Below are 13,572 nucleotides of genomic sequence, written 5' to 3'. Positions count from 1 at the left end.
CTTTGACCCGTAAGACCACTTCCCGCGGACTGAATGGTTTCACAATATAGTCGTCCGTTCCCACTTCAAAGCCTTGGACGCGATTGACTTCCTCTCCTTTTGCCGTTAACATAATGACCGGAGTAGCTTTTCTCTCTCTAAGTTCACGGCAAACCTCAATTCCATCTTTGCCTGGCATCATTAAATCCAGCAGAATGACATCATAATCGTTGGCTAGGGCTTTTGTTAAGGCTTCATTGCCATCTTCCGCTTCATCAATAATATATTCTTCCCTTTCCAAATACATTTTTAATAAGCGGCGAATCCTTTCCTCATCATCAACGACTAAAATTTTCACGTCTTTTTCCATTATAATTCCCCCTATGGAGTTAATTTTACAAAATGGACATCGTTTTTGCTATATATTCTAAGCAATTACTCCTATAAAAAGTGTCAATAATTTGACAAAGTAATTTTGCTTAACCATGAACTATTAATCAAAAGCCTCCACTACATTTAAAGTGAAGGCTTTATTTACTTCCCGCTTAGGAACCAGCATAGGAATGGAGACCGGCAATCACAAGATTGACTGCAACAAGGTTGAACATAATAATGACAAAACCGACAACAGCAAGCCATGCTGATTTTTCGCCATGCCATCCTTTCGACAAGCGCAGATGCAAAAAGGCCGCATAGAATAACCAGGTGATTAACGCCCAAACCTCTTTAGGATCCCAGCCCCAGAAACGGGACCAAGCCATATGCGCCCAAATCATCGCAAAAATCAGCGCTCCCAGTGTGAAGACTGGAAAGCCAATTAAAACAGAGCGATAGCTAATCTCATCAACAAAATCAAGTTTAATATTTTTGACCAAAGGTTTTAACGCAGCTGAAATACGTTTTCTGAGGATCAATCGAATGATCGCGTAAAGCACTATTCCGCCAATGAGGGACCAAAGTACTGTATTTAATTTCTTAGCGTTAATAATAGCTGGCACACTGACTAACGGTGAAAAACCATCTTCTGTAAGCAATTGACCCTCATGCGGCCCAATAAGGGCTGGCATTGAATAGTCAAGTGCTGCTTCATTATCATGCTTATCCACCCATGAAAATTCTTCATGATAATCGGCCGCTGAAAAAATTGTGGACACCGCAACAAATCCAAGAACCGTTACCAGTGAGAACATAATGGCTTCAAGCCAAAAGGTTTTCTTGCTTCTTTTTGATTGGTCAATCGCTTTTACTAAATAAATCAGTCCTGCGGCAAAACTAATTGCCAGAATAGCTTCCCCCATAGCCGCAGTTGTAACGTGGATATGAAGCCAATAGCTTTGAAGCGCGGGGATTAACGGCGTAATCTCACGCGGAAACATGCTTGCATAGGCAATAACGAGCAGTGCCACAGGCATTGTGAATAACCCGAGCAGGGTTGTCCGATAAATGAAATAAATAACGATAAATGCTCCAACTAATGCCATTCCAAAAAATGTGGTAAACTCAAACATATTGCTGACCGGTGCATGACCGGCTGCAATCCATCTAGTAATGAAATATCCCAGTTGTGCAATAAAACCTATTATGGTTAAAGAAACAGCTATTTTTCCCCATTTATTGGTTTCTCTTTTTCCATTCAAATCCTTTTTTTCTTTAATCGATCCTCCATAAAATAATATGGACACTAAATAAAGAATAAAGGCAATAAACAATAAATTACTGCTTAATGCTGCCAACTAAGCTCCCTCCTTTTCCTCTTTCTCTGCTTGCAATTGGTCATCTGGCATCATCAGATTCGTATTTTCTAAACAAGTTTCAATTTCCCGTTTCAGACCATACCAGTTTTTGTTTGTATGAGCAGCGATCCAAACTTGCCCATTTTTTCTTTGTATCCAAATCCGTCGATGATTCCAATAGGATCCCTGGATAACGCCAATCATAAAGATAATTCCGCCTAGGATAATAGCCCATAAGGATGAATCCTTTCGTACCGTAAATCCTGAAACATTTTTGGTCTGGATTCCTTTAAAAGTCATCTTATACGTATTATTGCCAAATGGTTCAATGGTTTGCTTAATCGCCACAAAACTCGTTTCACCCTCAGGTTTTTCAGGCGATACCATCCGAAAAACGAAAGCCGGATTATTGGGCACCCTTGACTTTGTAGACGGTTCCTTGTTTTTGTCGAATTCAAAGTCTGGAAAATATTCAACAATCTCAACCGAGTAACCATTGCCTAAATCATATTTGGATTTCGGGTCTTCGAGGTTAATGGTTAAATCCCCAAATGACTGATTCGTCTGTTTATTGGTTAATGAAAAGGTCATTGAACTCAGTTCGCTTCTATAGGAGGATTGAAAAATAGAATACCCGTCAAAAGTTAATGGATGATTGACGCGGACCTTATATTCTTTTACCTTTTCAAGCTTTGGTTTTTCTCCAGGAAGAGTATCTCCCACCTTTTGATACAATACTACATTCGACTGATAGTTTTTAACGACTTCCCCAGCTCTTTCAATCGCTTCTTCAAAGGTTTTATCATCGTTTTTATCGTAGGTCTGCAAGATAAATTGATTGTTTTCTAGATAAAACTTTTCTCCAGTCTCGGGAACTAAAGCGGTCTCTCCTTCGCGAACCCATAGATCCTCGTTCACATACATACCAGGAATGAACCGCAGCATTCCGCCAAATAAGAAGATAATTAATCCCACATGATTGACATATGGTCCCCAGCGGGAAAACCTGCCTTTTTCTGCTAATAAATTGCCATCCTCTTCACGAATTTGATAGCGCTTTGCTTTTAGCTGTTCCTTTACCAGCTTTAAATCATTGCTGCTAAAATCAGGACTTGTCCCAAATACCCGCTGCCGTTTCAAAAAGCCCTCATTTCTGGTTACTCTTTGTGCCTTTAACGCTTTATAAAGAGGGATAACCCGGTCAAGGCTGCAAATGACAAGCGAGACACCAATCAAGGCAATTAATAATAAATACCACCAAGATCCGTATAAATCGTGAAAGCCCAGTTGATAGTATATTTTTCCAAACCAACCGTATTCCTGTTCATAATACACTTCAGGCGGCAGATTAATATACATCTCCTGCGGAAGAATGGTTCCAAGGATGGATGCAATGAGGGTAATCACGATCAGCCAAACCCCTACTTTTACGGACGAAAAGAAATTCCAGATTTTATCGATGAATGTCTTATTATAGGTTTGCGATCGCCTGGCACTGCCTTCGTAGCGCATATCAAGCAATTGGTTTTTTTTCTCTTCCCGTTCATCGAGCACTTTTCCGCAGGCTTCACAGAGAACGGTCCCATGTGGATTGACATGGCCGCATTCACACTTTACCTGTTCCATTTAAAAAACTCCCTACGCCATAAGCCGTAAACCCTTATGGTTTTATTTTCTCCATAAAATCCCTAACCATATTTTCAGTTAGTTCTCCCGTATAATACTTTACTACTTTTCCATTTTTATCTATCAAAAAGGTGGCTGGAAGCTGGTCGACATCATAGGCTGTCATGACTTCCTTTTCAGCATCAATCATGATGGGAAAATCAAGCTGGTATCGGTCGATAAATTTATTTACAGCAAGCTCTGATTCCTGGATGTCAACTGACAATACCTGAACCCCTTCATCTTTAAATTGCTGATATTGGTTGTTGATATAGGGCATCTCTTTTTTACAAGGAGGGCACCAAGTTCCCCAAAAATTCAAAAACACTCCCTGGCCCCGATAATCAGACAAGCGGTGCTTGTTGCCCTGCATATCTGTTAAGACAAAATCAGGCGCAGGATCATTTACCGCCACCTTTTGTTTATTATCCAACGCGAAATTAGAATACAATGAATAAACAACGGCTGCAGCTAGTATAATCAGGATTACCGTCCTTATCACTAATCGCCGTTTTTTCATAGCCAACCCTCCAATGCCCTGTCCCAAAAAAAGTTATTCTAAATTATATCATTTTCCAATCTATTCATAGTGGTAACAACAATTGGTAAATGTGACGTTTTTATGACTTTTTTGAGGAAGTGTCTAAAGCAAGAGCCCTTAATTGTTTCACTTCATGGGGAGTCAACTCCCGTGCTTCCCCAGGCTTTAGCCCGCCTAAAGTTAAAAAGCCATACCGTTCTCGCTTTAGCTTGATTACTTCATGGCCAATCGCTTCAAACATCCTCCTTACCTGGCGGTTTCTTCCCTCATGGATGCTGATCTCCACGATTGCTGTTTGTTTCTTCTTGTCAAAGGATAACATTTTGACTTTTGCAGGTGCCGTTTTGCCATCCTCAAGCTGAACCCCTTTTTCTAGCTTTCGAAGCGTTTCCTTCACAGGCATTCCTTTCACCTTTGCTACATAAACTTTTTCAATTTCATGGCTTGGATGCATCAGCAGATGGGCAAAATCGCCATCGTTCGTAAGTAAAATCAATCCTGAGGTATCATAATCCAAACGTCCGATTGGATAGATTCTTTCTTTTATTTCTGGAAGAAAATCAGTTACCACTTTCCTTCCCTTTTCATCACTTACACTTGTAATGACGCCTCTTGGTTTGTATAACAAAAAATAAACGGGTTCTTCCTTTTCGAGCGGAATTTCATTCACCTCTACTCTGTCGGATCCGGAAACCTTCACCCCCAGTTCAGTGACAACCTTACCGTTTACTTTCACTTTTCCTTCTTTAATCAGTTCCTCCGCTTTTCTCCGGGAGGCAATCCCAGCGCGAGCAATTACTTTTTGCAGTCTTTCCACTAACTTCACCTCTAAATGTGCCAATTGATCAACCTAATCTTATACGTCTATAGAAAATTCTCATCTTCTAAGGATAAACAAATATGTCCATCCTAATGAATTATGACACAAAATCTTCACTTTTCAAAGTGAGGGCTATTCCTCTACATAAAAAAAGTAAGTCTCCCTTAATGGATCCTTACTTTTTCTACTATAACTTTTCATTTCGTTCCAAATATGAACACAACAACCACAAACGCTGCAATAATGCCGGCTACATCTGCCAATAGGCCGACTTTTAAAGCATCACCCATTTTTTTGATGCCAACCGCACCGAAGTACACGGTTAATACATAGAAAGTGGTATCTGTACTTCCTTGAAGCACAGATGCCAACCGCCCGATAAACGACTCCGGCCCATAGTTTGCAATTAAATCGCTGGTCATGCCAAGTGCAGCTGTACCGGAGATTGGCCTTATTAAAAGCAGCGGAACAATTTCAGCCGGCATCCCGATTGTTTGCATGATTGGCCGCAGCCAGTTCATTAGTGCCTCTAACGCGCCGGATGCCCGGAAGATTGTGATAGCAACTAACATCCCCACCAAAAAAGGAATAATTTGAAATGCAATTTTTATCCCTTCCTTGCCGCCTTCAACAAAGCTCTCATAGGTGGGGACTTTTTTGAAAGTGCCATACAATAGGATAAACCCAATTAAAAATGGGATAAACGCAAGAGAGATATACGAAATTAGTGACATTTTTTTCACCCTTTTCGGCTTCTGCGATAATAAAAATACCGATCAATGAGAACAGCGCTAAGTGCCGAAAGAATGGTGGCAATGATGGTCGGCACGACAATTTCGGTTGGAGCCTTAGAATGATAGGTCATCCTAATAGCGATTACGGTGGTGGGAATAATGGTGATACTGGCCGTATTGATCGCTAAGAACGTGACCATTGACCTTGAGGCAGTGTCTTTGCCGCCATTTAACCTTTTTAACTCCTCCATCGCTTTCAACCCAAGAGGTGTTGCCGCATTTCCTAAACCAAACATATTCGATATCATATTTGACAGCATATAGCCCATTGCCGGATGGTTCTCTGGCACCTCAGGGAACAGCCTTTTAACCAGGGGGCGAAATAGCTTTGATAATTTTTCTAATAGTCCGGACTCCTCAGCAATTTTCATCATTCCCAGCCAAAAGACCAGAACACTAATCAGCCCCATGCATAATGTAACTGCTTCTTTAGCACCGTCGAAAACCGCTTTATTCACTTCCTCCATCGTCCCGTTAAACAGGGCAAATACTATTCCCGCAACCGTTATAATCACCCAAATATAATTAACCATTGGCATTCACACCTGTAAGTGAAAGGAATAAATCCCTCACGTTATCCAGGAACCCCTTTTTTTGTTCCTGTTTGCTTCGATAAAAAATCGCTGTTTCACTGACGGCACGCCCATCTAAATAGACGATTGCTTTCCCAGCCTTTACCTCGCCGGCGTTTCGCCAATTTTTATCCGGCTTATTCAACTTATACTTAACGGAAAATAAGTCCATCTCTTCACTTGTTGCCGGGTAAACAACTGTTTTTTTAATATAAAGGTGATCCTTATAAAATTTTTGGCTTATATCAGATATTTTTCCTTTTGTCAGCACCTCGGCCATGTCATAGGCTTTAAAGCCTGATTCATACATGGCAATATGGTCATTCCAGTCATCGGGACCATTAAGTGTCACGGCAATTAAACTCATCTCTCCTTTGGAGGCTGTCGTAACAAGGGTCCTTTTTGCCAGCTTGGTATAGCCGGTTTTTCCTCCTGTTGTATATTTATATTTTGTCAGCAGCCGGTTTTTGTTTTTCCAGACATATTCCCAATCCTCCGTTGGATTGTCCGTCCGATACACCTTGGTGCCAGCTATCTTTTGGTAGATTTTATTTTGCATGGCATATCTTGTTAACAGCGCCATGTCATAGGCAGTGGAATAATGGTCATTTGAGTCATCCAACCCATGCGGATTGGAAAAATGGGTATTTAGCATGCCAATTTCTTTTGCCTTTTGATTCATCATATAAGCAAATCCATCGACACTTCCCCCAATATATTCTGCGATCGCTACGGCAGCATCGTTTCCCGAGCGGAGCATCAGCCCATATACCAAATCCTCAAGCTTCATTTTCGTTCCTGGCTTTAAATAAATCGAAGAACCTTCCGCCCGAACGGCCTTTTCACTGATTGGCACATTTTTGTTCATTTTTCCCGATTCAATCGCAATAATTGCTGTCATGATTTTTGTAATACTAGCGATTCTTCTTTTTTTATGTGCGTCTTTTTCATAAAGGATCCGTCCTGATTTTTGTTCCAATAAAACGGCACTGGCGGCACTTACCGAAACCGCAGCCTTAGCCCTTTGAGGGATAGCGGCGGCCAGCAATACGATAATGAGGGAATAAACTATTAGACTCCAAAACTTTTTCATTATGTATACCTCGTCCCCCCCTGTTAATTTAATAAAAGTTTATGCTGGACTAGCTCTGATATGACTATTAATTTTGAACAAGCTGGGTATATCCATAAAGGCAGGACCCCAACTTAATAAACAAAAAAAGACAATCCCTGACTTCCAAGGATTATCTCTTCCATTCTGTCTTATATTCCCGGCCGTTTGTCCAGTGCTTTTTCCAGCCTCATTTCTACATCATGCCAATAAACAATATTCCAAAAGTTATCTACATAATCTGCCCTGTTATTTTTATATTGGAGATAGTAAGCATGTTCCCAGACATCGAGGACCAGAAGCGGAACAACAGACCACTGCGTCAATAGCATATGCCGTTCAGATTGCAAAATTTCCAGGTGTCCTGCCATCGGTGACCAGACTAATAATGCCCACCCTGCACCTTCCACTTGTTTAGCGGCTTCAGAAAACTGTTTTTTAAACGCGTACGTACTCCCGAAGTACCGATTCATCTCCCCCTGCAAAACACCTTTCGGCTGCCCGCCCCCATTTGGGTTCATATTATTCCAAAAGATGGAGTGAAGATAATGGCCGGATCCATGGAATGCAAGCTCGCGCGACCAATGCTTAATCAAGGAATAATCCTGTGTCTCCCTGGCTTTTTTTAAGCTCTGTTCTGCCTTGTTCAACCCATTCACATAGGAACGATGATGCTTATCATGATGCAGTCTCATGATTTCTTCTGAGATATACGGCTCCAATTCATTATATGCATATGGAAGCTCAGGGAGGGTATGCCCCCCTGGAGAAAGCTGCCTCTCCTCCGTCCAAATGGTACCGACTCCCATCCCTTGCTTCCTTGAAAAATAATATTCCATTTGCTGATGAATCCGTTCGGCTTTCGCTTGAAGACTTAGAAGCTGCTCCGTGGACAATTCTTGATTGATACTTTCAATCAGTTCCGAAAATTCATCCAGTTGATGCCAAAGCTCGGTATCCTGCTCCACTTGTTCAGATTGAAGGAATTGCCGCATTTGCTCATTCCAGATAAACAGGTCATTAACATATTGGCTAAACCGGCTCATTGATCTCCCTCTTTCCAAGTTTATCTTCTTTAACTTTATGAGGGGACCATTTCGTTAAGAACAAAAGAAAGAGGCTTGCCATATAGGTGCAGCCTCTTTCTCCCGCAGTTATTTGGATTGCATCATTTTGGTCCGATAATCGGTCTCATAATATTCCAGCTCTTCCCTGATCCGTTGGAAGTCACCTTCTAAGCCTTTGATGAGCTGGACGATGCGGTCTGGAACATCCCGATAAAACTTAATCGAGTTTCTGCCAGTATATGCAGAACGGCTATTTTCAAACCATGCATCATTTTTCGGCGCAAAAAACTCTTCAATGCATTGATGATAAATTCTATATAACGTCTTTTCAGCAGCAGCTTTTTGAAACGGCTCACTTTGCAAAATGACCGCACATGCATCCAGGCCCTCTTCACTGTAGACAGCCAATTTTCGAAGATGTGACAAAATTAGTTTAATATAATTGCGATCTTCTTCACTGTCCAAATTCCACTGTGATACCGTGGTTTCATTCAAGAAATCCACAATGGTTGCACTGGTTTTGCTTAAAAACCCCTTTACATCTTGAAGCTGTGAATGAACTAATGTGTTTCCCATATTTATCCCCCTAAAGTCGACTGGAATCAAATTATTGCTGCTGTAAAACAAATTCGAGTGGTGAACGCAGTTCATACCCTTTATTTTGCTTTAGTTCTAGAAAAATTTCAGGCAATTTCTCAAAATTAATCCCTTCAAAATATGAGGAAAACTCATGTTTAGAATTAATATATAGCCGCTTGCGTCCCTTGAGACCCGGATTCTTTAATAAGCAGACAAGTGCAACAATATCCTTAAAGCAAACGTCCATTCCCTGAACATGAAAAATAGGGTCCTGCTGAAAAGGAGTAAATTCATTCATCACTTGATCAAAATATCTGACGTAGAGCACGTGCAGCGTTTTTTCTTCTCCATTTTCTGCGTAAGTCACTTCACTTCGGTTAAAGAAATCCTCAGAGGTGTTTGACTTTTCTTTTTCCAATTCATATCCTTTGCTCTGTTTAATTAGCAACTTAAATCCCGCTCCTTACCTGTAGATACAGCATTTGTCACAATATTGAAAAGGAATGTATATCTCTATTTTAGCATAGATTACTATTCTAATTGCATTTAGGAGTTAATTGTTTCCTGAAATTTTTCAAAAAATAAATCCGCTTCCTCCTGCACATATTCTTCCGCCACTTTTTCAGGCAGCGGAGGAAGTTCATCCAGGCTTTTTAGTCCGAAATAATCAAGAAACTCTTTCGTTGTCCCATAAAGATACGCACGTCCAGTTCCTTCTGACCGGCCGACTTCCTTTATTAAAGCTTTTGCAGTTAAAGTATGGAGCGGCCGTTCTGTTTTAACTCCCCGGATCTCTTCGATTTCCGCCCGGGTAATCGGCTGTTTATACGCAATGATTGCCAATGTTTCCAAGGCGGCTTGGGACAAGGTCGACGTGTTTGGGGAATCCACCAATTTTTTTAAATAGGCAGAATTCTCCTTTTTGGTAGCGAGTTGATAGGTTCCAGCCAGCTGAACGATCAAGATTCCTCTCGTATCGTTTTTTTTATACTCCTGTCTTAAGTCCTCGATAATTTCACTCGCTCTCAGCTCATCCACCTCTAAGACCTCGGCTATTTGCTTAAGGGTTAACCCTTCATCCCCAGCTGCAAACAAAAGACTTTCAAGAATGCTGGTCCAGTTAATCAGATTCAATCCCCTCAGCTCCTTTCTTTGCAGATTCAACATAAATATCGGAAAAATTCTTGTCCTGATAGGCATCAATTTCTTTTCGTTTCATCAGCTCTAAAATAGCTAAAAACGTTACAACGATTTGCTCTTTGGATGGGTGATCAAATAAATCAATAAATTTTTTCCGTCCTTTCAACTGATGCAGCTCATCCAGAATTTCTGTCATCCTTTTTTCAATGGAAATCTCTTGACGGGCAATTTTCGTTGTCATCGGACGCTGTAATTTCTTTCTGCGCAATAATTTTTGAAATGCCGCCAGCATATCATATAGGGACACATCAAGCTCTGTTTTCACTGGCTGGACATTCTTTGCAAAATTAGATAGGTCACTGGGCGGTTTGGTATAAATTAGGCCCCGCTCTTCTTCCATTTCCTTCAATTCATGGGCAGCTTCCTTGTATTTCCGATATTCAATTAATCGTTCGACCAATTCTTCCCTAGGGTCTTCCTCATAACCATTCTCCGAATCATTATATTCCAATTCATCGTGCTTGGGCAGAAGCATTTTGCTTTTTAGCTGCAAGAGTTCAGCCGCCATCACCAAATACTCACTGGCAACATCCAGCTTAAGTTCATTCATGGTGTGTATATAAATTAAATACTGCTCGGTTATTTGTGCTACGGGAATATCATAAATATCAATTTCGAGCCGATTAATTAAATGCAGCAATAAATCTAACGGCCCTTCAAAAGCATCAATCTTTACCTGATAAGGCATAATCTCACCAAAATTCTCGAAATATAAATCATTTTTTTGAAAACGACTATTAATAGTATAGAGGATTCATTGCCCATATCCAATAGAAAAATCAACCTGAACAGGATGTTTGCCCATAACACTGGACAAAATCCTTACATATGATGACAGAGAAAAGAATAAATTTAACAGGAGGTATATGAATATGTCTGATGGAGCAGGTTTTGGTTTTGGCGGCGGATTTGCGTTAATCGTCGTATTATTCATTTTGTTAATTATCGTTGGTGCAGCTTGGGTTTGGTAATTTATGACCCTAAGTAACCGAATAATCCAGCAATAACTAGACCCGTCTTTGGCGGGTCTTTACATTTTCTGGGCATCTTTTTACCGAAAAGTTTCTATAATTATGTTACACTTTACATATACCATATGTGGAGGGAAACGATTTGTACCCGAAGGATTATGTAGATTATTTGGTTCATTTTCACGGTGATCGTGATTATTTCGAATGCCACGAAATACTGGAAGACTATTGGAAAAAAACAGATCCCGGCAATAAAGACTCGATATGGGTGGGGTTCATTTTGCTCGCGGTCTCTGCTTATCATCACCGGAGAGAAAACTTTCCCGGCGCGCAGAAAACGCTGGAGAAAGCAATGCCTATATTTAAAAACCAGGCAGCATCCCTGTCACAGCTGGGTTTAAATCAGGAGATATTATTTGATTTATTAGAACAGCGCCTTCAATTCATTACCGAAGGCCAAGCCTACCAGAGTTTTGAACTGCCCATTGAAGATCCTGAGCTGCAGCAATTATGTATCAGCGCATGCAAGAAATATGGTTATGTCTGGGGCAGTGAAAGCAATCTGAAAGATAAGGAATTGGTCCACCGCCATAAACTGCGTGACCGGACTTCCGTAATTGAAGAAAGAAATCAGGCACAATTAGCTAAAAGAGGCGGCGAATAATCATTCGCTGCCTCTTTATTAACAAACATCGCATTTTTCAATAAATGCTGCTGTATTTTCATTTGAAATAATATTTTTGTCCGGAAACATGTCCTTTAGGGCTTTAACCATTCTTTTGCCAACCCCTTGAAACCGGTGAGAGGGATTAACAGAAATATGCTGAATCTCCATAGAATTGGTATCAGGATAATATAAAGCGCCAATTAATCCAATGATATCTTCTTCTTTCCAGAGAAACAGCTGGCGATTTTCCTCTGTTTCATATTCCTTCATTGTTTGCTGGAGTTTTTTTAAGTCCTTTTCATTGGGCATAAAAGACAATAACCCCATTGCAATTTTCTCAAAATTTTTCTTATAACGAATTAACATTTAGATCCCTCATTAAATTAAATAAACCGAAAAACTCTTGGTTTAACAGTAATATATTTTTCCCATTTACCGCCAATCATAAACCCTGCTACAATTTATGAATAAAGAAGGCGTATCGTTACTATCATTCATCATACCTAATTCTTGATCAATCATCAATTGAAAATATTATGAACCCCCTGGCGCAATAAATATCCAGTAGACAATGCCCCAGACAATGGAAAGTGTAAAAAGGACACCAAAAAGAATCCAATTTGACCGCTGCATAATGACCGTTCCTCCAAAAGTACTAACCTTGTTCTACATTCTACACTAAAAAAACCAACAATTCCATCTCCCTGCTATCGAAATTCGTCGAACGGAAAATTCTATACTATGAAACTATTCGCCCGTTTTTTTCGATTATCTATCCAAAATCGGTTATATTAGTATAAGGGCATCCGTTCCCTTAAAAAATCTATTGTAGATGTTAAGGAGGCAAATAATGAAAAAAATCGTCATACTCCTAATAGCCGCTGTCTTGTTTGTAATTCCAAACCACATCTTTGCAGACATGGCTGAAGGCGATATGATTGTTACATTAGGTGAAAATTTAACAGAGGAACAAAAAACAAAGCTTCTTGAAGAAATGGAAGCGCCAAGCGATGTTCAAATCGTTACGGTTTCCAATCAGGAGGAACATCAATATTTAGGAAACTATATTGCAAAGTCCCTTATTGGGACAAAAGCCATCTCATCGTCTGCCATTACCATTGCACCTTCCGGGTCCGGGGTTACCGTTAAAACTAAAAATATCAGCTGGGTAACAGATGAAATGTATATAAATGCTCTCATCACGGCTGGCGTGAAGGATGCCAATATTTATATTACTGCCCCCTTCTCGGTATCTGGTACAGCTGCATTAACAGGCATTATTAAGGCCTATGAAATTTCCGCCGACAAAACCATCCCCGAAGACGTAAAACAAGCCGCCAATCAGGAAATGGTGGAAACAGCTAAATTAGGGGATTCCATCGGCAAGGAAAATGCCGCCGCGTTAATTGCCAAAATAAAGGAAGAAATCGCAAAAAACAAGCCAAAAAATGATGAAGAATTACGGAACATTATTGAACAGGCTGCAAAAGAATTAAATGTTACATTAACCGAAGATCAAATAAAAAGCCTGATCGATTTATTTAATAAGCTAAAGGACTTGGATATTGACTGGAATCAAGTCGGTGACCAACTAAATAAAGCAAAGGATAAAATCTCCAAATTCCTTCAATCAGAGGAAGGCCAGGGATTCCTAGAAAAGCTTAAACAATTCTTTATTTCTCTGATTGATGCCATTAAAGCTATTTTCTCTTAAAAATGAAAAGCTGCCGTGTCCGGCAGCCAGGCTGTCGAAAAACCTTCAACAGCTTTTATTTTATCTTTATTCTTTATTAATCCACCGCGTTAATATGATATAATATTATTAATAGTTGTCTATGCGAATTGTCGGTTGATTTGCGCTCCAGGCGCTTCG

Annotated in this window: 17 protein-coding genes; 3 read left to right on the top strand and 14 right to left on the bottom strand. The window is 40.2% G+C overall.

What is annotated here, in order from left to right; genetic code table 11:
• The 13 genes from NFS43_RS23790 to NFS43_RS23730 all read right to left on the bottom strand — a co-directional run.
• Positions 1–349: response regulator transcription factor (locus NFS43_RS23790; protein WP_251555443.1), on the bottom strand; the 349-nt coding region annotated here is incomplete at its 3' end.
• 175 nt (positions 350–524) lie between these two features.
• On the bottom strand, positions 525–1,712 hold the full coding sequence (gene ccsB, locus NFS43_RS23785; protein WP_251555442.1) for a c-type cytochrome biogenesis protein CcsB: 1,188 nt from the start codon (positions 1,710–1,712) through the stop codon (positions 525–527).
• Positions 1,713–3,338, bottom strand: a complete 1,626-nt coding sequence (gene resB / locus NFS43_RS23780) for a cytochrome c biogenesis protein ResB (protein ID WP_251555441.1) — start codon at positions 3,336–3,338, stop codon at positions 1,713–1,715. It abuts the gene before it with no gap.
• 34 nt (positions 3,339–3,372) lie between these two features.
• Entirely contained in the window at positions 3,373–3,897 is a 525-nt protein-coding gene (gene resA / locus NFS43_RS23775) for a thiol-disulfide oxidoreductase ResA (protein WP_251555440.1), read from the bottom strand.
• A 100-nt stretch (positions 3,898–3,997) separates the two neighbouring features.
• Positions 3,998–4,735 carry a 23S rRNA pseudouridine(2605) synthase RluB gene (rluB, locus tag NFS43_RS23770; RefSeq protein WP_251555444.1) on the bottom strand — a complete coding sequence of 246 codons (738 nt, stop codon included), beginning with the start codon at positions 4,733–4,735 and terminating at the stop codon, positions 3,998–4,000.
• A gap of 200 nt (positions 4,736–4,935) precedes the next feature.
• The gene (locus tag NFS43_RS23765) at positions 4,936–5,472 is read right to left on the bottom strand and encodes a spore maturation protein (RefSeq protein ID WP_251555439.1); all 537 of its coding nucleotides are present in this window, start codon (positions 5,470–5,472) and stop codon (positions 4,936–4,938) included.
• A 5-nt stretch (positions 5,473–5,477) separates the two neighbouring features.
• Positions 5,478–6,065 carry a nucleoside recognition domain-containing protein gene (locus NFS43_RS23760; RefSeq protein ID WP_251555438.1) on the bottom strand — a complete coding sequence of 196 codons (588 nt, stop codon included), beginning with the start codon at positions 6,063–6,065 and terminating at the stop codon, positions 5,478–5,480.
• Positions 6,058–7,197, bottom strand: coding sequence for a D-alanyl-D-alanine carboxypeptidase family protein (locus NFS43_RS23755; RefSeq protein ID WP_251555437.1), 1,140 nt, complete (start codon positions 7,195–7,197; stop codon positions 6,058–6,060). The genes NFS43_RS23760 and NFS43_RS23755 overlap by 8 nt, the downstream gene beginning before the upstream one ends.
• A gap of 170 nt (positions 7,198–7,367) precedes the next feature.
• Complete coding sequence (locus tag NFS43_RS23750) at positions 7,368–8,261, bottom strand: superoxide dismutase (protein WP_251555435.1); 894 nt, start codon at positions 8,259–8,261, stop codon at positions 7,368–7,370.
• A gap of 108 nt (positions 8,262–8,369) precedes the next feature.
• Positions 8,370–8,858, bottom strand: a complete 489-nt coding sequence (locus tag NFS43_RS23745; protein ID WP_251555434.1) for a YpuI family protein — start codon at positions 8,856–8,858, stop codon at positions 8,370–8,372.
• Positions 8,859–8,889: 31 nt separating this feature from the next.
• Positions 8,890–9,309 carry a hypothetical protein gene (locus NFS43_RS23740; protein ID WP_251555433.1) on the bottom strand — a complete coding sequence of 140 codons (420 nt, stop codon included), beginning with the start codon at positions 9,307–9,309 and terminating at the stop codon, positions 8,890–8,892.
• 98 nt (positions 9,310–9,407) lie between these two features.
• Positions 9,408–9,995 carry an SMC-Scp complex subunit ScpB gene (gene scpB / locus NFS43_RS23735; RefSeq protein WP_251555432.1) on the bottom strand — a complete coding sequence of 196 codons (588 nt, stop codon included), beginning with the start codon at positions 9,993–9,995 and terminating at the stop codon, positions 9,408–9,410.
• Complete coding sequence (locus tag NFS43_RS23730) at positions 9,982–10,749, bottom strand: segregation/condensation protein A (protein ID WP_251555431.1); 768 nt, start codon at positions 10,747–10,749, stop codon at positions 9,982–9,984. The genes scpB and NFS43_RS23730 overlap by 14 nt, the downstream gene beginning before the upstream one ends.
• Before the next feature lie 184 nt (positions 10,750–10,933).
• On the opposite strand from NFS43_RS23730, the gene NFS43_RS23725 reads away from it, so the two are divergent.
• Together NFS43_RS23725 and NFS43_RS23720 are read left to right on the top strand one after the other, a co-directional pair.
• On the top strand, positions 10,934–11,032 hold the full coding sequence (locus NFS43_RS23725) for a YjcZ family sporulation protein (RefSeq protein WP_251555430.1): 99 nt from the start codon (positions 10,934–10,936) through the stop codon (positions 11,030–11,032).
• A 142-nt stretch (positions 11,033–11,174) separates the two neighbouring features.
• Complete coding sequence (locus NFS43_RS23720; RefSeq protein WP_251555429.1) at positions 11,175–11,696, top strand: DUF309 domain-containing protein; 522 nt, start codon at positions 11,175–11,177, stop codon at positions 11,694–11,696.
• 18 nt (positions 11,697–11,714) lie between these two features.
• On the opposite strand, the gene NFS43_RS23715 is transcribed toward NFS43_RS23720, so the two are convergent.
• Entirely contained in the window at positions 11,715–12,065 is a 351-nt protein-coding gene (locus NFS43_RS23715; protein WP_251555427.1) for a GNAT family N-acetyltransferase, read from the bottom strand.
• Between the two features lie 484 nt (positions 12,066–12,549).
• Between NFS43_RS23715 and NFS43_RS23710 the strand changes: the two genes are divergently transcribed.
• Positions 12,550–13,413, top strand: coding sequence for a DUF1002 domain-containing protein (locus NFS43_RS23710; RefSeq protein ID WP_251555425.1), 864 nt, complete (start codon positions 12,550–12,552; stop codon positions 13,411–13,413).
• The last annotated feature ends 159 nt before the right edge of the window (positions 13,414–13,572 follow it).

Origin of the sequence: Neobacillus muris (assembly GCF_943193175.1) — a bacterium.
GTDB classification, from domain to species: Bacteria; Bacillota; Bacilli; order Bacillales; family Cytobacillaceae; genus Neobacillus; species Neobacillus muris.
This window is presented reverse-complemented; position numbering and strand designations above follow the sequence as displayed.

Excerpts from the sequence above, each read along its gene's own strand:
- NFS43_RS23745 (WP_251555434.1), bottom strand. The coding sequence starts at position 8,858 with ATGGGAAACACATTAGTTCATTCACAGCTTCAAGATGTAAAGGGGTTT.
- NFS43_RS23750 (WP_251555435.1), bottom strand. The coding sequence starts at position 8,261 with ATGAGCCGGTTTAGCCAATATGTTAATGACCTGTTTATCTGGAATGAG.
- NFS43_RS23730 (WP_251555431.1), bottom strand. The coding sequence starts at position 10,749 with ATGCCTTATCAGGTAAAGATTGATGCTTTTGAAGGGCCGTTAGATTTA.
- NFS43_RS23760 (WP_251555438.1), bottom strand. The coding sequence starts at position 6,065 with ATGGTTAATTATATTTGGGTGATTATAACGGTTGCGGGAATAGTATTT.
- NFS43_RS23710 (WP_251555425.1), top strand. The coding sequence starts at position 12,550 with ATGAAAAAAATCGTCATACTCCTAATAGCCGCTGTCTTGTTTGTAATT.
- NFS43_RS23725 (WP_251555430.1), top strand. The coding sequence starts at position 10,934 with ATGTCTGATGGAGCAGGTTTTGGTTTTGGCGGCGGATTTGCGTTAATC.
- resB (WP_251555441.1), bottom strand. The coding sequence starts at position 3,338 with ATGGAACAGGTAAAGTGTGAATGCGGCCATGTCAATCCACATGGGACC.
- resA (WP_251555440.1), bottom strand. The coding sequence starts at position 3,897 with ATGAAAAAACGGCGATTAGTGATAAGGACGGTAATCCTGATTATACTA.
- NFS43_RS23755 (WP_251555437.1), bottom strand. The coding sequence starts at position 7,197 with ATGAAAAAGTTTTGGAGTCTAATAGTTTATTCCCTCATTATCGTATTG.
- NFS43_RS23715 (WP_251555427.1), bottom strand. The coding sequence starts at position 12,065 with ATGTTAATTCGTTATAAGAAAAATTTTGAGAAAATTGCAATGGGGTTA.
- NFS43_RS23765 (WP_251555439.1), bottom strand. The coding sequence starts at position 5,472 with ATGTCACTAATTTCGTATATCTCTCTTGCGTTTATCCCATTTTTAATT.